The organism is Pseudomonas sp. DW-iso3 (assembly GCF_058725305.1).
This window is the reverse complement of the sequence record NZ_JBZXDZ010000009.1, coordinates 249,088-268,515: the sequence shown is the minus strand read 5'-3', so window position 1 is coordinate 268,515 and position 19,428 is coordinate 249,088. Positions and strand designations below refer to the sequence as shown.

Annotated in this window: 22 protein-coding genes; 11 read left to right on the top strand and 11 right to left on the bottom strand. The window is 61.7% G+C overall.

Annotation, left to right across the window (positions count from 1 at the left end; genetic code table 11):
- The first annotated feature begins 21 nt into the window (after positions 1 to 21).
- Positions 22 to 1,131, top strand: a complete 1,110-nt coding sequence (locus AC4PS7_RS25405; protein WP_198730165.1) for a DUF3182 family protein — start codon at positions 22 to 24, stop codon at positions 1,129 to 1,131.
- Complete coding sequence (locus AC4PS7_RS25400; RefSeq protein WP_010206862.1) at positions 1,121 to 1,876, top strand: alpha/beta hydrolase family protein; 756 nt, start codon at positions 1,121 to 1,123, stop codon at positions 1,874 to 1,876. Before AC4PS7_RS25405 ends, AC4PS7_RS25400 begins: the two co-directional genes overlap by 11 nt.
- A gap of 4 nt (positions 1,877 to 1,880) precedes the next feature.
- On the opposite strand, the gene AC4PS7_RS25395 is transcribed toward AC4PS7_RS25400, so the two are convergent.
- Genes AC4PS7_RS25395 through AC4PS7_RS25385 form a run of 3 tightly spaced genes read right to left on the bottom strand, consistent with a single transcriptional unit; the run spans position 1,881 to position 4,856 of the window.
- Positions 1,881 to 2,828, bottom strand: coding sequence for a lysylphosphatidylglycerol synthase domain-containing protein (locus AC4PS7_RS25395; RefSeq protein WP_010206861.1), 948 nt, complete (start codon positions 2,826 to 2,828; stop codon positions 1,881 to 1,883).
- The gene (gene clsB / locus AC4PS7_RS25390) at positions 2,818 to 4,080 is read right to left on the bottom strand and encodes a cardiolipin synthase ClsB (protein ID WP_010206860.1); all 1,263 of its coding nucleotides are present in this window, start codon (positions 4,078 to 4,080) and stop codon (positions 2,818 to 2,820) included. Before clsB ends, AC4PS7_RS25395 begins: the two co-directional genes overlap by 11 nt.
- The gene (locus AC4PS7_RS25385; protein WP_010206859.1) at positions 4,077 to 4,856 is read right to left on the bottom strand and encodes an endonuclease/exonuclease/phosphatase family protein; all 780 of its coding nucleotides are present in this window, start codon (positions 4,854 to 4,856) and stop codon (positions 4,077 to 4,079) included. The genes clsB and AC4PS7_RS25385 overlap by 4 nt, the downstream gene beginning before the upstream one ends.
- A gap of 171 nt (positions 4,857 to 5,027) precedes the next feature.
- Here AC4PS7_RS25385 and AC4PS7_RS25380 point away from each other — a divergent pair, with 171 nt between their 5' ends.
- On the top strand, positions 5,028 to 7,112 hold the full coding sequence (locus tag AC4PS7_RS25380) for a mechanosensitive ion channel family protein (protein ID WP_492179817.1): 2,085 nt from the start codon (positions 5,028 to 5,030) through the stop codon (positions 7,110 to 7,112).
- An 86-nt stretch (positions 7,113 to 7,198) separates the two neighbouring features.
- Entirely contained in the window at positions 7,199 to 8,083 is an 885-nt protein-coding gene (locus tag AC4PS7_RS25375) for a sugar nucleotide-binding protein (RefSeq protein ID WP_010206856.1), read from the top strand.
- A 64-nt stretch (positions 8,084 to 8,147) separates the two neighbouring features.
- Here AC4PS7_RS25375 and AC4PS7_RS25370 read toward each other — a convergent pair whose 3' ends face one another.
- From AC4PS7_RS25370 to AC4PS7_RS25350, 5 genes are all read right to left on the bottom strand, one after another.
- On the bottom strand, positions 8,148 to 8,846 hold the full coding sequence (locus AC4PS7_RS25370) for an OmpW/AlkL family protein (protein ID WP_010206855.1): 699 nt from the start codon (positions 8,844 to 8,846) through the stop codon (positions 8,148 to 8,150).
- A 94-nt stretch (positions 8,847 to 8,940) separates the two neighbouring features.
- Complete coding sequence (locus tag AC4PS7_RS25365) at positions 8,941 to 9,453, bottom strand: DUF3299 domain-containing protein (protein WP_010206854.1); 513 nt, start codon at positions 9,451 to 9,453, stop codon at positions 8,941 to 8,943.
- Positions 9,454 to 9,464: 11 nt separating this feature from the next.
- Entirely contained in the window at positions 9,465 to 10,730 is a 1,266-nt protein-coding gene (locus AC4PS7_RS25360) for an ABC transporter permease (protein ID WP_010206853.1), read from the bottom strand.
- Position 10,731: 1 nt separating this feature from the next.
- Positions 10,732 to 11,442, bottom strand: a complete 711-nt coding sequence (locus AC4PS7_RS25355) for an ABC transporter ATP-binding protein (protein WP_021492985.1) — start codon at positions 11,440 to 11,442, stop codon at positions 10,732 to 10,734.
- Positions 11,443 to 11,580: 138 nt separating this feature from the next.
- Positions 11,581 to 12,183, bottom strand: coding sequence for a DUF2796 domain-containing protein (locus tag AC4PS7_RS25350; protein WP_010206849.1), 603 nt, complete (start codon positions 12,181 to 12,183; stop codon positions 11,581 to 11,583).
- A 130-nt stretch (positions 12,184 to 12,313) separates the two neighbouring features.
- Between AC4PS7_RS25350 and AC4PS7_RS25345 the strand changes: the two genes are divergently transcribed.
- Entirely contained in the window at positions 12,314 to 12,661 is a 348-nt protein-coding gene (locus AC4PS7_RS25345) for a hypothetical protein (protein ID WP_010206848.1), read from the top strand.
- On the opposite strand, the gene trxA is transcribed toward AC4PS7_RS25345, so the two are convergent.
- The 3 genes from trxA to AC4PS7_RS25330 all read right to left on the bottom strand — a co-directional run bounded on the left by trxA (position 12,658) and on the right by AC4PS7_RS25330 (position 14,790).
- A complete protein-coding gene (trxA, locus tag AC4PS7_RS25340) occupies positions 12,658 to 13,530 on the bottom strand; it encodes a thioredoxin (protein ID WP_010206846.1) in 873 nt (290 codons plus the stop codon). The genes AC4PS7_RS25345 and trxA overlap by 4 nt on opposite strands.
- 151 nt (positions 13,531 to 13,681) lie before the next feature.
- Positions 13,682 to 14,338, bottom strand: coding sequence for a class I SAM-dependent methyltransferase (locus tag AC4PS7_RS25335; protein WP_069673120.1), 657 nt, complete (start codon positions 14,336 to 14,338; stop codon positions 13,682 to 13,684).
- A complete protein-coding gene (locus tag AC4PS7_RS25330; protein WP_187517165.1) occupies positions 14,335 to 14,790 on the bottom strand; it encodes a YbaY family lipoprotein in 456 nt (151 codons plus the stop codon). Before AC4PS7_RS25330 ends, AC4PS7_RS25335 begins: the two co-directional genes overlap by 4 nt.
- A 140-nt stretch (positions 14,791 to 14,930) precedes the next feature.
- Between AC4PS7_RS25330 and nrdR the strand changes: the two genes are divergently transcribed.
- The 6 genes from nrdR to nusB all read left to right on the top strand — a co-directional run bounded on the left by nrdR (position 14,931) and on the right by nusB (position 19,410).
- Entirely contained in the window at positions 14,931 to 15,395 is a 465-nt protein-coding gene (gene nrdR / locus AC4PS7_RS25325) for a transcriptional regulator NrdR (protein WP_010206843.1), read from the top strand.
- Positions 15,392 to 16,528, top strand: a complete 1,137-nt coding sequence (ribD, locus tag AC4PS7_RS25320; protein WP_010206842.1) for a bifunctional diaminohydroxyphosphoribosylaminopyrimidine deaminase/5-amino-6-(5-phosphoribosylamino)uracil reductase RibD — start codon at positions 15,392 to 15,394, stop codon at positions 16,526 to 16,528. The genes nrdR and ribD overlap by 4 nt, the downstream gene beginning before the upstream one ends.
- Before the next feature lie 48 nt (positions 16,529 to 16,576).
- Entirely contained in the window at positions 16,577 to 17,239 is a 663-nt protein-coding gene (locus AC4PS7_RS25315; protein ID WP_010206841.1) for a riboflavin synthase, read from the top strand.
- 15 nt (positions 17,240 to 17,254) lie between these two features.
- Entirely contained in the window at positions 17,255 to 18,346 is a 1,092-nt protein-coding gene (gene ribBA / locus AC4PS7_RS25310) for a bifunctional 3,4-dihydroxy-2-butanone-4-phosphate synthase/GTP cyclohydrolase II (RefSeq protein WP_010206838.1), read from the top strand.
- Between the two features lie 90 nt (positions 18,347 to 18,436).
- Positions 18,437 to 18,913 carry a 6,7-dimethyl-8-ribityllumazine synthase gene (gene ribH, locus AC4PS7_RS25305; RefSeq protein WP_003194576.1) on the top strand — a complete coding sequence of 159 codons (477 nt, stop codon included), beginning with the start codon at positions 18,437 to 18,439 and terminating at the stop codon, positions 18,911 to 18,913.
- Positions 18,910 to 19,410 carry a transcription antitermination factor NusB gene (gene nusB / locus AC4PS7_RS25300; protein WP_010206836.1) on the top strand — a complete coding sequence of 167 codons (501 nt, stop codon included), beginning with the start codon at positions 18,910 to 18,912 and terminating at the stop codon, positions 19,408 to 19,410. The genes ribH and nusB overlap by 4 nt, the downstream gene beginning before the upstream one ends.
- The last annotated feature ends 18 nt before the right edge of the window (positions 19,411 to 19,428 follow it).

The window sequence follows — 19,428 nt, the reverse complement described above, 5'->3', positions numbered from 1 at the left end:
CGGGATGGCCAAGGGGGACGCATGACCCCGATTCAACGCAAGAAGCTGGTAGTCGCTCACTCCACACGTGAGGGCGCGCCCCTGCATGAAATCGAAACCAACCGCGCCCTGGCGCGCTGGCTGGCGCAGATCCTCGGGCTCAAGTTCGGTGGCAGTTATGACGCTGATCTGCACGCGGGGCTGGCGCTGTACCTGCTGCCCACACAAACTCTGGTCGGCCCGGCCCAGGCGCGAGCGCTCAATATCACGGGGCCGCAGGATTTGTGGGGCGGGTACGTTGACCAAGATTTCATCTGCACCAAAGCCATCAGCCATGGTTTGCTCGGCCCTGAAGCCAAAGCGCCCGAAGGTTGGTCGGCACTGTTCTGCGAGCGTGTCCGTAAAGTCGTGCTGGACGGCTTGAGCGTTTTCGCACTGGAAGACGCGCGCCCAGCCGCCACGCGCTTGCTCTACAGTGGACCCATCCGTTTGAAACCCGTGCACGCCTGCGCGGGCCGAGGGCAGGAAGTTATCCACAGCCTGGATGAATTCGAAGCGGTGCTGGCGCGACCTGATGCCGCGAAACGCTTTAGCGAAGGCGTGGTGCTGGAGCAAGACCTGCACGACGTGGTCACCCACAGCGTCGGCCAGAGCTTTATCGGTGATTACGTGTTCAGCTACTGCGGCGAGCAATACCTGACGCAAGACGGGCAGGGCGAAGACGTTTACGGTGGCTCCAACCTGCTGGTGGTGCCGGGTTACTACGAAGACCTGTTACAGCTCCAACTGCCCGACGACGTACGCGAAGCCATCAAACAAGCCCAGGTCTTCGATACGGCTGCCGATGAAGCCTACCCTGGCTTCTATGCATCGCGGCGCAACTATGACATTGCCCAAGGTCTCGACAGCGACGGCCAGCGCCGCAGTGGTGTGCTCGAACAATCCTGGCGGATGGGCGGGGCCAGCAGCGCGGAAGTCGCGGCGCTACAAAGTTTTATCAACAACCCTGGCCTGCGTGCGATCCATGTGTCCTCCGTGGAAGCCTATGTGGACCAACCGTTGCCGGCCGATGCCATCGAGGTGTATCGCGGCCCGGCGGAAAACAGCGAGTTTCTTCTCAAGTACGTGACGGTTAAATCTTATGACGGCTAGAAGCGAAAGCATTGCGATCGATATTGACGACGAACAGATGAGCGGCACCTTCCTGAGCCCCAAATCCAAAGTGCCCGGCGTGTTGTTTGTGCACGGTTGGGGCGGTAGCCAGGAGCGAGACCTTGAGCGCGCCAAAGGCATCGCCGGCTTGGGCTGTGTCTGCCTGACCTTCGACTTGCGCGGGCACGCTGGCACGGGCATTCCATTGTCGCGCGTCACCCGCGAAGACAACCTGCGCGACCTGCTGGCGGCCTATGACCGGCTGTTGGCGCACCCGGCCATCGACACCTCGGCGGTCGCGGTGGTGGGCACCAGTTACGGTGGCTACCTCGCGGCGATTCTCACCTCACTGCGCCCGGTGCGCTGGCTGGCGCTGCGCGTGCCGGCGCTGTACCGCGATCATGAGTGGCTCAAGCCCAAGCGTGATCTGGACAAGGCCGACCTGATGGATTACCGCAGCACCTTGGTCCACGCCGAAACCAATCGCGCCTTGCACGCGTGTTCGGCGTTTACCGGGGATGTCTTGATCGTTGAGTCGGAAACCGATGACCACGTGCCCCATGCCACCATCATGAGTTACCGCGCGGCGTGCCAGCAGACTCACTCCCTGACCCATCGCATCATCGACGGCGCCGACCATTCCCTCAGCGATCCGGTGTCCCAGCAAGCGTACACCTCAATCCTGGTGGACTGGATCACCGAGATGGTGGTGGGCGAGCGGTTGAGCATCATCCAATCCCAGTAAGCGTTCAGGCGGGTGTTTTTTTCACCCGCAACGCCTTTGCCTTCGCCTCCACGCCCAGATACATCACCAGTGCGATCAGCAGCGGCACAATAAAGTAGATGGCCCGATACGCAATCAACCCGGCCAGTAAGCTGCCCCGCGACGCTTCATGCTGCAACAGCGCAATAAAGACCGCTTCGAGCACACCCAGCCCGGCCGGAATATGGGTCAGCACCCCGGCAATCGCGCTGATCAACAACACGCCCAGCACCAGCGGATAGTCCAGCTTGGCCGGCAACAGGGTGAAGATCACCGCGGCCATCAGCGACCAATTCAACGCGCCCAGCATCAACTGCAGGCACGCCATGCGCACCGATGGCAGGTTGATTTCCATGCCGCGAATCGTCCACGCGCGTTTCTTCGAAAACTGGCAGGCCAGTAGATAGCCGAGGCTGGCCAGTACCAACAATGCGCCAATGCCTTGCAATGCGGTGGTGCTGACTTTCCATCCCGGCGGCATGGTCACCAGGCCGCTGCTGAACACCACCCCGGCAATCGCCATGTAGCCAAACCAATTGGTGGCCAGGCTCAGACCGAGGATCTTGGCGATATTGCTGGTGCTCACCCCTAGTCGCGAATACAGCCGATAACGCATGGCAATGCCGCCGACCCACGCGCTCAGATTGAGGTTGAAGGCGTAGCTGATGATGCCCACCGGCAGGATCTGCTTCCACACCAGGTTCTGACGGATGTAGGTGCGGCCGATCAAGTCGAAGCTGGCGTACACCAGAAAACTGCACAGTGTCAGTGCACCTGCAATCACCAGTGTGCGCACCTTGAAGTCGCCCAGGGTTTGCACCACTTCGCTCCAATCGATACGCCGCGCGAGCAGGGTGAACAACACGATCAGCACCAGGAAGAAGGCGATGGTCAGCGGTTTCTTCCAGCGTTTGAACCTGGATTCAGTGGTCATTGGCCTGGCTCTCAATCGGTTTCAAACGTGGCTTGTGCGCGGGCAGCCAACCCGTCAACGCAGGGAAATGGCGCATCACATGAAACACCAGAAAACCCACCGTCAATCGCCAGAGCCACAGGCGCGGCTTGCGGTTTTCCGGCATGGTCTGGCAGTGGTCGCGGGCGAGTATCTCCAGGCGTTTGTAGAGCTGTTGATTGAATCCGCGGTCGCGAATCAATACGTTGGCTTCCAGGTTCAGCGACAGGCTCAACGGGTCCAGATTGCTCGACCCCACGGTGCTCCATTCGTCATCCACCAACGCGACTTTGCCGTGCAGCGGGCGCTGACAATATTCGTGGATCACCACGCCATCCTTGAGCAGGTAGTCGTAGAGCATCCGCGCCGCCAGTTTGGCCAGCAGGACGTCTGGCTGGCCCTGCATGATCAGTTGCACGTGCACGCCCCGGCGCGCGGCGTTGCGGATTTCGCGCAGCAGGCGATAGCCTGGGAAGAAGTAGGCGTTGGCAATCACCGCGCGTTTTTGTGCCTTGCTCAGCGCGTGGATATACGCCTCTTCGATGTCATCGCGATGCTGTACGTTGTCCCGATAAATCAAGCGCACCAGGCCATCGCCCTTGTCGGTGGACCACAACGAAGGCCGCTGCTGGCGCCGCCGCCAGCCACGTCGCGTGCGGACCTGGCGACCGCTTTGCGCCAGGGCGAAGTGATGCAGGTCAGCCACGGCGGGGCCTATTACCTGCACCGCGTAATCCTGCTTGGCTTCGGGGCCGAAATCCCCCAGGTGATCGGCGGAGAAATTGATCCCGCCGATAAACGCCACTTCAGCGTCCACCACCACAATCTTGCGGTGCAGGCGGCGAAACCAATTGGTGCGAAAACCCAGGGTCTTGGATGCGGGGTCAAACATTTGCACCGTGACCCCGGCGGCCGCCAGTTCGCCGAGAAACGTTGGGCTCAGTTCGCCACAACCAAAACCGTCCAGGCTGACCACTACCTTGACCCCACGCTCTGCGGCCTCGATCAAGATGCCCTGCAGCTCATGGCCTACCTTGTCTTCGAAGAGGATGAAGGTCTCCAGCAGAATCTCCCGTCGGGCCGCGCGCAGGGCTTCGAACACCTTGGGAAAATAGGCCTCGCCGTTCTCCAGCAACTCAATCTGGTTGCCACTCTGCCAGCCGTAATCCAGGTCGCGAGCCTTGGCTTCGTCCGGCGGCTGGTCGGTGGAGATATGTTCCACGGCCACGTTCATAGCTCGATCTCCACCGAGAGCGGTACATGGTCGGACAGGTGGGACCAAGGCCGAGTCGTCAGCACCCTAGGGTTATGCACCTTCAGATTGCGCACATAAATCCGGTCCAGCGCCAGCAACGGCAGGCGCGCCGGGAAGGTGCGCGCAGGTTTGCCCATGGATTCAATAAACACCTCCTTCAAGCCGGCCTTGCTCAGGTCGGCCTTTTGTCGCCAATCGTTGAAATCACCGGCGACCACCAGCGGCGCGTCGGCCGGGATCTCGCTGATGCGCTGTTCGATCAGGCGTAATTGCTGCTGGCGGTGTACCTCGCGCAAGCCCAGGTGGATGCAAATCGCATGTATCTCCTGGCCGGTACCTGGCATACGCAGCACGCAATGCAGCAGGCCACGGTTTTCATGGCCGCTTTGGGAGATATCGAGGTTGTCATGGCGCACGATCTGGAATTTCGACAGCAGCGCATTGCCGTGGTCGCCATGGGGATAGACGGCATTGCGCCCGTAGGCGAACTGCGGCCAGATGCTGTCGGCGAGGAACTCGTACTGCGGCATGTTCGGCCAGTCACTGAAGCGCTGGGGGTGGCGTTCGTGGGTGCCGTGGATTTCCTGGAGGAACACCATGTCGGCGCCCACGCTGCGCACCGCTTCACGCAGCTCGGGCAGGATGAAACGTCGGTTCAGGGCAGTGAAGCCCTTGTGGATATTGACCGTCAGCACCGTGAAGCGAGTGATGGCGACGCTGGGGGTGATGGGCACCCAGTCGGGGATCGCAGCCATGATTGCTCCTGTGGAAGAAGTGGGGGCCTGGCCCCCTGTTTATGGCTGACTGTGATTTTTGGCTGAAAGTTTCCAGCGTCCTACAGACGGCATAAAGATGTCGCTGAAGGGGAACGATCAACGCCCAAACCCGTCAGTTCCTTACAGACCCTTCTGAAGGAGCCCGGTGTTTTGCTGAATCTAAAGACTGCATTACTGCTCGGCGCGCTGCTGTTCTGCGGCAGTGGCGCGCTACAGGCTGCGGCCACGGCGCCTGAACCTGAAGCGCCGGCGAAGCCGGAATTGCTGGTGGAGGGCGGTTTGCTGGGGGCGATCAGTTCCAGCATTGATGACGTACAGCAAAAGCTCGATCTCAATCAGAACCTGATCGATGAGTGGCGCCTGCGGGCGGACCGAGCGGCCGATGAGGTCGGGCGGTTGGTCAATCAGACGGCTGCGCGCTCACCCTGGAGCGTGGCGGGGGATTTCCTGTTGCTGTCCGGCGTGTGGTGCGGGGCTTTTGTGGTGCTGACGCTCCTGGGGCGGTTTATCGTGCAGCGCTTGGGCCGTCGCACTTTCTTCGAGCGGCGCGAGCGCCTGCTGGCGGTGCTCGGGTACGTGATTCCCTATACGATTCCTGCGCTGATTTGCCTGCCGCTGACCTTGTATGTCAGCCACTTTTTACCCACCTCCATAGGTCGCGCGCTGGCGCTGTGTTTTGCCTACGCCACCAGCAGCGGCATTTTTTCCACCTCGATGCTGTTGTGCGTCATTGTCATGTTCAATGTCGGACACAAGCGCCCGGCGGTTCGGATTATTCGCAGCTACTGCCCCAAACCGCTGTTCCTGATCGGCTTTCTCGCGGCCCTCAGCGATGCGTTGACCAGCCCCCAGATCGCTCGCCAGCTCGGTGGCAATATCACCAGCAGTATCGCGGTGTTTACCGGTTTGTTCGCGGCGGTGATCTTCGGCGTGCTGGTGGTACGACTGCGTCGGCCGGTGGCTCATCTGATTCGTAACCGGCCGTTGGCCCAACGCCTCAAACATCCGGCGTTGCAGCAATCACTGCGGGTGTTTTCCGGGTTGTGGTATTGGCCGATTCTGCTGATGGTGCTGGTCTCGGCAATCAACCTGATCGGCGCCGGCGACGATAATCAGAAGACCCTGCGTTGCGCGCTGTTCACCACGATCCTGCTGATCGGCACGGTGTTTCTCAGCACGGTGTTGCAACACCTGTTCAAGTCGCGCAGCCAGGTGGCGATCCAGCGCAGCAGTGGCTACAAGGAACGCTTCCTCAGCCTGTTGCACGCGATCCTGCGTATTGTCATGGCCATCGCGTTTATCGAGATCCTCGGGCGGATCTGGGGGGTGTCGCTGTTCGAGTTCGCCCAACGCAATTCGGTGGGTCGGGCGATCAGTGATTCTCTCAGCAGCATCGGCCTGATCCTGCTGATGACCTGGCTGTTCTGGGTGGTGCTCGACACGGCTATCCAGGAAGCGTTGAAACCGCCGGTCAACAAACGCTCCAGTCGCCAGCCCAGCACGCGGGTGAAAACCATCCTGCCGCTGCTGCGCAATGCGGTGAAGATCATTCTGGTGGTGATCTGCGCGATCACTACCATGGCCAATCTCGGGATCAACGTCGCGCCGCTGCTGGCCGGTGCCGGGGTGGTCGGCCTGGCCATTGGTTTCGGCTCGCAACAACTGGTGCAGGACGTGATCACCGGGCTGTTCATCATCATCGAAGACACCCTGTCCATTGGCGACTGGGTGGTGCTCGACTCGGGCCACGCCGGCACCGTCGAAGGCCTGACGATTCGCACCCTGCGCCTGCGCGATGGCAAGGGCTTTGTGCACTCGGTGCCGTTCGGGCAAATCAAGGCAGTCACCAACCAGTCGCGGCAATTTGCGTATGCGTTCTTCTCGGTGCAGTTCACTTACGACACGGACGTGGACAAGGCGGTGGAGCTGATCCGCGAGGCGGGGCAGTCGATCCGTGATGACGTGTTCCTCAAGTACAACCTGCAAGGGCCGCTGGAGGTGTTTGGCGTCGACAAGATGGACCTTAATGGCGTGGTGCTCACTGCGCAGTTTCGCACGGTGTCGGGCGGGCAATATGCGGTGAGTCGCGCGTTCAACCAGCGCTTGAAAAAGCTTGTGGATAACTGTGGCGAGGTGCATTTCGCGCAGACTTATCCACAGCAGGTTCTGGTGCCTGCGCGGACGGCCCTTGAGCATGAACCTACCGAGGCTGGCGCGAAGATAGTTAATCCGTGACGGTTGCGCTACAAACCCGCAAAATGCAACGATTCTGATAAATACCTAATAACCATCGTTCCATACTGACCGGGCCTGCTCAATCTATGCGAATGCGCCTTATGTTACTGGGCGGCGGGAATGCCCTCGGGCAGGCGCTGATTCGCCTCGGTGCAGAGGAAGACATCGGTTTCCTCGCACCCAAACCGCCCCAAGACGGCTGGGATGCCGCGAGCCTCACCCAATTGCTCGACGACACCCGTCCCGATGCGTTGATCAACCTCGCCTACTATTTCGACTGGTTCCAGGCCGAAGCGGTCAGCGAAACCCGCCTGGCTGGCCAAGAGTTCGCCATCGAGCGCCTGGCCGAGCTGTGCCAGCACCACAACATCACCCTGCTGCAACCGTCCAGCTACCGCGTGTTCGATGGCTCCCGCGCTACCGCCTACAGCGAAAAGGACGAGCCGGTGCCCCTGGGCCTGCGCGGCCAGGCGTTGTGGCGCATCGAGCAAAGTGTGCGCGCCACCTGCCCGCAACATGTGTTGCTACGGTTTGGCTGGCTGCTGGATGACAGCGCTGACGGCACCCTCGGACGCTTCCTGGCCCGGGCGGAGAAACCGGATGAATTGCTGATGGCGGACGACCGTCGCGGCAATCCGACGCCGGTGGACGATGCCGCGCGGGTGATCATCTCGGTGCTCAAGCAGCTCGATTGTGCGGCGCCGCTGTGGGGCACCTATCACTATGCCGGCCAAGAGGCGACCACGCCGTTGGCGCTGGGCCAGGCGATCCTCACCGAAGCGCGCAGCTACCATCTGCTGGCGATCGAATCCCCCACCGCCCAGGCCCACGCGGCCCGGCCGGATGCGAGCGAAGAACCGCAACACGCGGTACTCGCCTGCAAGAAAATCCTCCACACCTTCGGCATCAAGCCACGGGCATGGCGGGCCGGGCTGCCGGCGTTGCTGGATCGTTTCTACCGCCACAGCTGAATACACGCAAAACCAAATGTGGGAGCGGCGGTGCGCCGCTCCCACATTGGTTATGCAGTGTTGCTTAGAACTTGTAGCCGATACCCACCATGTAAACCATCGGATCCACGTCCACATTGACCTTGGCGCGGGTGCCTTGGCCTAGGGCATTGTTGTCCACGGTCGCCTTGGTGCTGATGTCGATATAGCGCGCCTGGGCGTTGATCATCCACTTGTCGTTGATCATGTAGTCCGCGCCAATCTGCGCGGCCCAGCCCCAGGAGTTTTCAGCCTTGAAGTTGCTGAAGCCGGCGCCTTGAGCACGGCTGCCGACGTGTTCGTCGTAGATCCAGGTGTAGTTGATACCGGCGCCCACGTACGGCTGGAAGGCCGACTTGTTGTCCAGTGGGTAGTACACGATGCTCAGGGTCGGCGGCAGGTGTTTCAGGGTGCCGAGCTTGCCGTTGGCGGCGCCAAGGGCGGTGTTCTTGATCTTCACATCATGCTCGAACGGCGTCGCGGCCAGCAGTTCGATACCGACGTGGTTGGTCAGCATGTAGGCGAAGTTCAGACCCAGTTGGGTATCGCTGCTCATGGTCGCCTTGCCGCCCAGGTTGGCGCCCGCCAATGGACCCTGGTCAACTTTGACGTGACCGCTGTCCGCCTTCGGGTTCACGGTGATTGCACCGGCACGCACCAGAATGTCACCCGCTTCATGAGCGTGTACGACGGGGGCGACGAGGGCGAGCGCGAAGAGGGACGCGCCGAGCAGAGACTTGTTCATGGGAGCTCCAAAGGACGTTTAAAAGTTGTACGTCCAATGGTAAAGATCGTTCCGCCCGGTCTTTTGACTCAGCTCAATGAAAGGGCGATCAGCGCTATTCCGGCAGTTCGTACATGTAAATCTTCTCGGCTTCCATCTGGTAACCGGCATCGGCCAGCTCGCTGGTGGATGGCTTGACCTGCATCGCGCCTTCGATCCAGTACGGCTGGTACAGCTCATCGAGTTTCACGCCGATTTCGCTTTTGACATGCACGATCTGGTTCGAGGGCGGCGGCGGGACATGGATGCACGCGCCGAAATACGGCACCAGCAAGAACTCGGTGGTGCGCCCGTTTTCGCTGACCTCCAGTGGCACGATGTAGCCGGGCAAGCGAATGTGCTGGCCATTGAGCCCTGGCACCACCGGCGCGTTGGGCATTTCCTGCTTGGCAGCCGGTGCCGACTCCAGGGCATCCGCCATGCCGGAGAGATTGTGCAGCGGTTGCATGTTCGGCACTTCCGGCTCGGCATCCGGTGGGATCAGTTCCGACCAGGTCAGCTCTTTGGGCTCGGCGGCCCAGGCGGGCAGCGCGATCAGCAGAAACAATGCAAACAGGACGCGACGCATCAAGGCCTTCCTCATAAACGTATGGACAGGCCATCGGCCAGGGATTGCCGATAGGCACGCCACGCGGGCACGCTGCCCATCAACAGTGCGGCGGCCAGGATACCGGCGAGCAGCGTCCATTCATATTCGCTCGGCCAGGACATCGGCAGGTCCAGGCCGTAATTGGCCTGCAGATACCCGCGTGAGGCGGCGATGCACACGTAAAGCAAACCAACGCCGGCTACCACGCCGGACAGCGCCAGGGCGAAGGCTTCGAAGATCAGCAACGTCGCGATATGCCAAGGGCGCGCACCTACAGAGCGCAAAATCGCCATTTCGCGGCGGCGTTCGTTGAGGCTGGTGAGGATCGCTGTGAGCATGCCGATCAAGCCGGTAAGCACCACGAACAGCGAGATCACGAACAGCGCTTTTTCGGCGGTGCCCATCATGCTCCATAACTCTTGCAGCGCCACGCCGGGCAGGATCGCCAGCATCGGCTCGCCACGGAACTCGTTGATTTCCCGTTGCAGGGCGAAGGTGGAAATCTTGTTGTTCAGGCCCAGCATGAACGCGGTGATGGCCTGCGGCGTGAGGTCCATGTTGCGCGCCTGGTCGGCACTGATGCGGCCTTTGCCCTGGGCCGGCACGCCGTTGTGCCAGTCGATGTGGATCGCCTCCATGCCGCCGAGGCTGATGTGCAACGTGCGATCCACCGGTGTGCCGGTGCGCTTGAGGATGCCGACTACGGTGAAGGGCTTGTCATCGTGCTTCACCAGGCTGACCACGGCTACGCCGTGGGCCAGCACCAGTTTGTCGCCGAGTTTGTAATGCAACGCGTCGGCGACTTCTGCACCGAGCACCACTTCAAACGGGTCGGTGGCGAAGGCGCGTCCGCTGGCCAGTTCGAGGTTTTGCTTGCGGCCGTATTGGTAATGTTCGAAGTAGGATTCATTGGTGCCCATCACACGGTAGCCGCGATGGGAGTCGCCGAGGGAAATCGGGATCGCCCATTTCACCTGAGGGCTGGCGGCGAAATGCTCGAAGCTGTCCCAGCGGATGTTGTTGGTGGCATTGCCAATGCGGAACACCGAGTACAGCAGCAGGTTCACCGAACCTGAGCGCGCACCGACGATCAGGTCGGTGCCGCTGATGGTGCTGGCGAAACTGTTGCGCGCCTCAACGCGCACGCGCTCCACCGCCAGCAACAGGCACACCGACAGGGCGATGGCGAATGCGGTGAGGATCGCGGTAAAGCGGCGGTTAGCCAGGCTGGCCATGGCTAGACGGAACAGATACATCTCAAACCTCTGCGGGCGTGGCGGCGCGATTGAGTTCGGCCAGCGACAGGTTGCGGTCGAACAGCGAAGCCAGGCTCTGGTCATGGCTGACAAACAACAGGCTGGCGCCGGCTTCACGGCATTCGGCAAACAACAGCTGTAGGAAGGCTTCGCGGGCGTCGTGGTCCAGGGCCGAGGTGGGTTCGTCAGCGATCACCAGTTCCGGTTGGCCGATCAACGCACGGGCGGCGGCCACCCGCTGCTGCTGGCCGATGGAAAGTGAGTCGGCGCGGCGCTCCAGCAGGGATTTGTCTTTCAATCCCAGGTGCGCGAGTAAAGCGGCGGCGGCCTGGTCGACACTGCCGTGGCGCTGTTTCGCCCGTTGCGCACGCAGTGTGGAAAAGTGGCAGGGCAACTCGACGTTCTCGCGTACCGACAAGAACGGCAGCAGGTTGAACTGCTGGAAAATGTAGCCGGTGTGGTCGACGCGAAAACGATCGCGCGCGCCAGCCGAAAGCTCGGTCAGTTCCTGGCCGAGCAGGCGGATACTGCCCCGGCTGGGTTTCTGCACCCCGCCAAGCAGGCCCAGCAATGTGGTTTTGCCACTGCCGCTCGGGCCCTTGAGAAACAGGGTTTCTCCTGCTTCCAGGCGGAACGCAGGGATGTCCAGCAACTGTGGGTGATTGGGCCAGTTGAAGCCCAGGTCAGACAGTTCGATCAATGCGTGGGTCATGGGAAATCAGTATTGCCTGGTGGTGGAAAATGACGCCGATCCATTGTGGGAGCTGGCTTGCCTGCGATGCGGGCGACTCGGTTTTTGCAGACAGACCGAGGCGATCCCTTCGCAGGCAAGCCAGCTCCCACAGCCAAATCAGAACTTCAGGGTGGCTGCTGTGGCCGTTGCGTCAACCCCTTGCTGGCCACTCGGGCCGATCAGTTGTACCTGAATTTTCTGGGTGGCGGGGAAGGTCTTGAACACCTGGGTCAGGTCGAGGTTGCTCAAGGCCGTCGGCGTGGCGCAGGTGAATTGGTAGTGGGCGTGGATTTCGCTGTGGTCGTGATGGTGTTCGTGGGCGGCCGCGCCTTTGCCGTCGGTGGCGTGGTCATCATCGTCATCATGGTCGGCCTCGGGCTTGTCGCCGAACAGCGGGCTGTTGAGTGCCTGGCTGCTGACCACACAACCGGCGGCTTTAGGCAGGTTGAACAGGGCGACAGGGTTTTCCAGCTGTTTGCGCACGGCGGCGACCTTGGCTTTGTCTGCCGGGGTGGTGGCCAGGTGTTCGAAACCCACCAGGTTCATTGCCGGGCTATCCAGCTCCAGCTCCAGGGCCTGGCCGTCGAGCACCGCGTTGAGACGGCCCACGCCGTGTTCATGGGCACCAAGGCTAGGGTGTTCATGGTCGTGATCATCATGAGCGTGGGCAACCGCCAATGGCAGCAGGGCAAACGGCAAAGCAAGCAACAGACGGCGCATGAGAAGGCTCCAGAACATGAAAGTTTTGTTATGTGATCTTATAACAATGCGCCCAGAGTTTGACCGCCCGCTTGGCGTTGCGCAAGCCGCATGGGAGCATGCCTGTCAGAAAACTGCAGGAGTAAGGACGATGTTGCGAATTCGTGGAACCGTCGGCGACCTGCCGGTGGATTTGACCCTGGAGCTGGACGACGGCGACTGGGCGCGGCTCGGCGCACAGTTGCAGGCGACGCCCGTGGCCAGCGCGACGGCTGCGCCGGTGGCTCCGGTCAAACACAATGATGATCTATGGCAGAGTGCCCAGGACCTGTTGCGCGAGGCAGGGCAACTCAGTGGCCTGGAGCTGCTTGACCAGTTGGAAGGCTTGGCCGGCGACGCTTCGGCGGGCAAGCGCCTGTTGGTGCGCCTGCGCCATAGCGCCCAGGTGAAGGTTGCCAGCGGCGGGGATACGCCGCTGTACAGCTGGGTCGGCGATTAGTACAGCGCGGCAAATAACTTGCGGCGGTACACGGTCACCAGTGGGTGATCGTTGCCCAGCAGTTCGAACACCTGCAGCAAGGCCTTGTGCGGCAGGCCTTCGCTGTAGCTGCGGTTGCGGATGAACAGCTTGAGCAAACCTTCCAGCGCCGCGTCGTACTGCTGACGCGCCAGTTGCTGGATCGCCAGTTGATAGGCGGCTTCGTCGTCCTGCGGGTTTTGCGCCAGGCGGCTTTTCAGGTCGGCGGCGTCCGGCAGGTCGGCAGCCTGACGCAGGAAGGTGATCTGTGCCTTCGCACCGGCGAGGGCGGCTTTGTGGTCGTCGCTTTTAACCGCGTCCAGCACGGTCTGGGCTTCGCCCAATTCACCGCGTTCGGCCAGGCAGCGTGCGTACAGGATCAGCGCCGCAGCGTTGGTATTGTCCTCGCCCAACAGCGCCACCAGCACCGCTTCGGCATCGCTGATGCGACCTTCGGCAAACAACGCCTGGGCCTGCTCCAACGGATTCGCCGCCGCCGGTGGTGGCATCTGTACATGGGGCTCCAACAGCGCCCGCACCGCCGACTCCGGCTGCGCCCCGGCAAACCCGTCCACCGGCTGGCCATCCTTGAACAGCACCACCGTCGGCAGGCTTTGAATGCCAAAACGCGCGACGATGTCCTGCTCGGCCTCGCAATCGACCTTGGCCAACAGCAACTCGCCCTGATAACTCTCGGCAATCTTCGCGAGCATCGGCATCAACGCCTTGCAGGGCGCGCACCACTCGGCCCAGAAATCCACCAGCACGGGTTTCTCGAAGGAGTTCTGGATTACCGCCTGGTCGAACGTGGCAGTGGTGACATCGAAGATGTACGGCGTGGGTTCACTCATCGGGCGTCTCGAATAAAGCGGGAATGGGGCAACTATAAGGGCTGGCGCGGTTGGCTGAAAGTGCGGTGGAGTTGGCACCGCTTTCGCGAGCAAGTCCGCTCCCACAAGGGGAACGGGCCCAAGTGTGGGAGCGGGCTTGCTCGCGAAGGTCTCATGCGCGCCGCGAATGGTACAGGCTTACCTTGCGAAATTCCCAAGGCTCCGCCAAGTCCGGCAACGTCAATGCATCAAGGATCTCCAGCCGCTGATAATCCGAGTGCTGAAAATCCCTCACCCGCGAATCCGCCACCAACGCTTCACGGCCACGGGTCAAGAATTGATCCAGCAACGGCAGGTTCGCCCGGTCGTAGAGCACATCGGCGACCAGGATCAGGTCGAAACGGTCGGCTTCGGCGAAGAAGTCCGCCGAATAACCCAGTGCTACGCCGTTGAGTTCGGCATTCGCTCGACAGGACGCCAACGCCAGTGGGTCGAGGTCGCAGGCCACCACTTCCCGTGCGCCGGCCTTGGCCGCCGCAATCCCTGCAACACCTGAACCCGCGCCAAAATCCAGCACGCGCTTGCCCGCAACCCACTCAGGGTTCGCCGCCAGGTACCGCGCCAGCGCCAGGCCGCTGGCCCAGCAAAAACTCCAGTAGGGCGGTTCATGCAGGATGCGCCGGGTTTCCTCGGGGCTGAAGGCACGGTCCATGTTGTCCGCATCCAGCAGCCATAACGACAACGCGGTGCCCGGCAGCGGGCAGGGCACCAGTTGCGCGTCGCCGATCAGTCCGCTCAGCGCGGCTTGCAGGTCCAGCGGTGGCGTCATGGTGCCTTGACGAGTTGCAGGGGGCCGGTGGACTGGTTGATCGCCTGGGTCACACGCACGGCGGGCAGGTGCAGGATCAACTGGCCGGATTGGCTGGCGCGGCCACGCAGTTCAACCCGCGCGCCGGCCGGGAAGGCTTCGGGGTTGAAGCGCAGGCGAAAGGCCAGGGGCTTGCCGTTGCCGCTCAATACGCTGCTGGCCAGCAATTGTTGCGGGCGCGAACGGTCGTCGATCACCAGCAGCGCCATCTCGACTTCGGCACCCGCCGGAATGTTGGTCAGGCTGCCGCTGATTTCCCGTTGATAGGCGGGCAGGGGACCCAGGTCTTCAATGCCAGGTACTTTTTTCTCTTGCGCGGGAGTGGGTTGAGGTGCGGCCGGCTTGGGGGCTTCGCTGCTGCAGGCGACCAGGAAACTGAACACGGTGAGCAAAACAAGTGGTCGTAACTGCATGTACGGCTCCAGAAAGGACAAAATCCGTGGCTAAAAAAATATGAAACATAATAGTCAGCCTATATACCGTAAAGGCTATGGCTTGTCTTGCCACGGGGATGCGCTACCATGGCCCTCCCTTTATTTGTTGCCTGCCCACCATGCACTGTCCCTTCTGCGGTGCCAACGACACCAAGGTCATTGACTCGCGTCTGGTCGCCGAGGGCGATCAAGTGCGTCGCCGGCGCGAATGCCTGGCCTGCGGTGAACGTTTCACCACCTTTGAAACCGCCGAACTGGTATTGCCACGTCTGATCAAATCCGACGGTAGCCGCCAGCCTTTCGACGAAGAAAAACTGCGCGCCGGTATGCAGCGCGCCCTGGAAAAACGCCCGGTGAGTGTCGAGCGGCTGGAGGCGGCGCTGGTGCATATCAAGCACAAGTTGCGTGCGACCGGTGAGCGCGAGGTCAAGAGCCTGGTGGTTGGAGAACTGGTGATGGGCGAGCTGCAAAAGCTCGACGAAGTTGCCTATATCCGTTTCGCCTCGGTGTATCGACGCTTCCAGGACCTCAACGAGTTCCGCGAAGAGATCGACCGCCTGGCCCGTGAGCCTGCCAAAGAATGAACCCACTGCCTGCCGAACAAGCTGTGCTCGACGCCCATTACATGGCCCGTGCCCTGGAACTGGCGCGCAAGGGCCTGTACACCACCCATCCCAACCCGCGTGTGGGGTGCGTGATTGTACGTGACGGGCAGATTGTCGGCGAAGGCTGGCATGAGCGAACCGGCGAACCCCATGCCGAGCCCAATGCCCTGCGCGCCGCTGGTGCCAGGGCCCGTGGCGCCACGGTGTATGTGACCCTCGAACCGTGCAGCCACCACGGGCATACGCCGCCCTGCGCTGATGCGTTGGTCACTGCGGGTGTCGCTCGCGTTGTGGCTGGCATGCAGGACCCGAATCCCGAAGTGGCGGGGCGCGGCATGCAGCGCTTGGCTCAGGCCGGTATTGAGGTCCGTAGCGGGGTGCTGGAAGCTGAAGCGCGCGCGCTGAATCCAGGTTTCCTCAAGCGCATGGAACACGGCCTGCCCTTCGTGCGGGTCAAGCTGGCGATGAGCCTGGACGGCCGCACCGCGATGGCCAACGGCGAAAGCCAATGGATCACCGGCCCCGCCGCTCGCGCCGCCGTGCAGCGCCTGCGCGCCGAGGCCAGCGTGGTGCTGACCGGCGCCGATACGGTGCTGGCCGACGGGGCACGCCTGACCGTGCGCGCCGCCGAACTCGGCCTGGACGAAGCCACCACCGCCCTGGCCATGTCACGTCCGCCGTTGCGGGTGTTGATCGACGGCCGCCTGCGCGTGCCGCTCAATGCGCCGTTCTTCAAGGCCGGGCCGGCGCTGGTCATCACCTGCGTAACCCCGGAAAACCAGTTTCCCCGTGGCCCCGAGTGCCTGGTGGTACCGGGCGTCGATGGTCAGGTCGACCTGCGCTCGGCGCTGGTCGCGCTGGCAGCCCGTGGCGTCAATGAAGTGTTGGTGGAGGCCGGCCCAAGCCTGGCCGGTGCGTTTGCCCAGCAAGGCCTGGTGGATGAATACGTGATTTTCATCGCCGGCAAGTTCCTCGGCTCCGCCGCCCGGCCTTTGTTGGACTGGCCGCTTGAGAAACTGGCCAACGCCCCCCAACTCAAGATCACTGAAATGCGCGCTGTAGGCGACGACTGGCGAGTCACTGCCATCCCTGTGCCAGCAGCGAGCGTATAATTCCCGGCCTGCGCTTGCGCGTCAGCCCCTCGTTTTCAGGAGAACGAAATGTTCACCGGCATTATCGAATCCATCGGCAGCATCCGTGCAATGACCCCAAAAGGCGGCGACGTACGCCTGCTGGTTGAAACCGGCAAGCTCGACCTGGGTGACGTCAAGCTGGGCGACAGTATTGCCGTCAGCGGCGTTTGCCTGACCGTCATCGAACTGCCGGGCAATGGTTTTGCCGCTGATGTCAGCCGGGAAACCCTGGATTGCACCGCGATGAACGACCTCAAGGCCGGCAGCCCGGTCAACCTGGAAAAAGCCCTGACCCCCACCACCCGTCTCGGTGGTCACCTGGTCAGCGGCCACGTCGACGGCGTCGGCGAAGTGGTTGCCCGCAGCGAAAACGCGCGTGCCGTGGAGTTTCGCATCCGCGCGCCGAAAGAATTGGCCAAGTACATCGCCCACAAAGGCTCGATCACCGTCGACGGCACCAGCCTGACCGTGAACGCCGTGAATGGCGCCGAGTTTGAACTGACCATCATTCCCCACACCCTCAGCGAAACCATCATGGCGTCTTACCAGCCGGGTCGCCGGGTGAACCTGGAAGTGGACTTGCTTGCCCGTTACCTGGAGCGCCTGTTGCTGGGCGATAAGGCCGCAGAGCCCGCCACCGGTAACATCACCGAAAGTTTTCTGGCCGCTAACGGCTACCTGAAATCCTGACCAAGGGGGTGCCGCGTGGCGCTCAATAGCATCGAAGAACTGGTTGAAGACATCCGCCAAGGCAAGATGGTCATCCTGATGGATGACGAAGACCGCGAGAACGAAGGCGACATCATCATGGCCGCCGAGGCCTGCTTGCCTGAGCACATCAACTTCATGGCCAAGCACGCGCGCGGGTTGATCTGCATGCCCATGAGCCGTGAGCGTTGTGAATTGCTCAAGCTGCCGTTGATGGCACCTCGCAATGGCTCGGGTTTTGGCACCAAGTTCACCGTATCGATTGAGGCCACCACCGGCGTCACCACCGGTATCTCTGCTGCTGACCGTGCACGCACCGTGCAGGCCGCCGCCGCGAAAGACGCCAAGGCCGAAGACATCGTCAGCCCCGGCCACATCTTCCCACTGATGGCCCAGCCCGGCGGAACCCTGGCCCGCGCCGGCCACACCGAAGCCGCCTGCGACCTGGCGCGCATGGCCGGTTTCGAGCCGAGCGGGGTGATCTGCGAAGTGATGAACGACGACGGCACCATGGCCCGTCGCACCGAACTCGAGGCGTTTGCCGCCGAGCACAACCTCAAGATCGGCACCATCGCCGACCTGATTCACTACCGCATGATCCACGAACGTACCGTTCAGCGGATTGCCGAGCAGCCACTGGACAGCGAATTGGGCCAATTCAATCTGGTGACCTACCGTGATTCAGTGGAAGGTGACGTGCACATGGCCCTGACTCTGGGCACCATTTGCGCCGAAGAGCCGACCTTGGTGCGCGTGCACAACATGGACCCATTGCGCGACCTGTTGATGGTCAAGCAGCCCGGCCGCTGGAGCCTGCGCGCCGCCATGACTGCGGTTTCCGAGGCCGGCAGTGGTGTGGTGCTGTTGCTCGGTCACCCGTTGGATGGCGATGTCTTGCTGGCGCATATCCGCGAAACGGCTGATCACGCGCCAGTGAAAAAACCGACCACCTACAGCATCGTCGGTGCCGGTTCGCAGATCCTGCGTGACCTGGGCGTGCGCAAAATGCGCCTGATGAGTGCGCCAATGAAATTTAATGCGATATCCGGTTTCGACCTGGAAGTAGTAGAATACGTGCCCTCCGAATAAAGGCTGGCGATTTTCGCCCCTTGTTCGTGGTTCAAATATCACTAAGGGACGCGTCATACACGCGTCCCGGCTCTTTAAGAGATTTGTCGAATGACCCTGAAGACCATCGAAGGTACCTTCATCGCCCCCAAAGGCCGCTACGCCCTGGTGGTTGGCCGCTTCAACAGCTTCGTGGTTGAAAGCCTGGTAAGCGGTGCCGTGGACGCCTTGGTTCGCCACGGTGTGAGCGAGAGCGATATCACCCTCATCCGCGCCCCTGGCGCCTTCGAAATTCCACTGGTTGCGCAAAAAGTTGCTCAGCAGGGTGAATACGCGGCGATCATCGCCCTGGGCGCGGTCATTCGTGGCGGTACTCCGCATTTCGAATACGTGGCAGGTGAATGCACCAAGGGCCTGGCCCAGGTGTCCATGGAGTTCGGCGTACCCGTCGCTTTCGGCGTGCTGACGGTGGATTCCATCGAGCAAGCCATCGAGCGTTCCGGCACCAAGGCCGGCAACAAAGGCGCTGAAGCTGCCCTGTCCGCCCTGGAAATGGTCAGCCTGCTGTCGCAGTTGGAGGCCAAGTGATTTCCGACGAGAGCGACAACTTCAACCCGCGCGAGCCACGTCCAGCCGATGCTGGCAAGCCATCCAAGAACGAGAAGCGTCGCGCTGCTCGTCAGTTGGCGACCCAGGCGCTGTATCAGCGTCACCTGGCGGGCGCTTCGTTGAACGAGATCGAAGCACAGTTTCGCGTCGACAACGATTTTACCTTCGCCGACCTGCCGTACTTCCACGACATTCTGCACGGTGTACATGCCCACCTGACCGAGATCGATACAGCCCTGGCACCTTGCCTGGACCTGACCATCGAAGAGCTGGACCCGGTTGAGCTGTGCGTGATGCGGCTGTCTGCCTGGGAACTGCTGTATCGCGTCGACGTGCCGTACCGCGTGGTAATCAACGAAGGTATCGAGTTGGCGAAAGTCTACGGTTCGACCGACGGCCACAAGTTCGTCAACGGCGTGCTCGACAAGCTGGCTCCGCGCCTGCGTGAAGCCGAAGTGAAGGCGTACAAGCGCTAAACCGCGCTTGGGACCTGA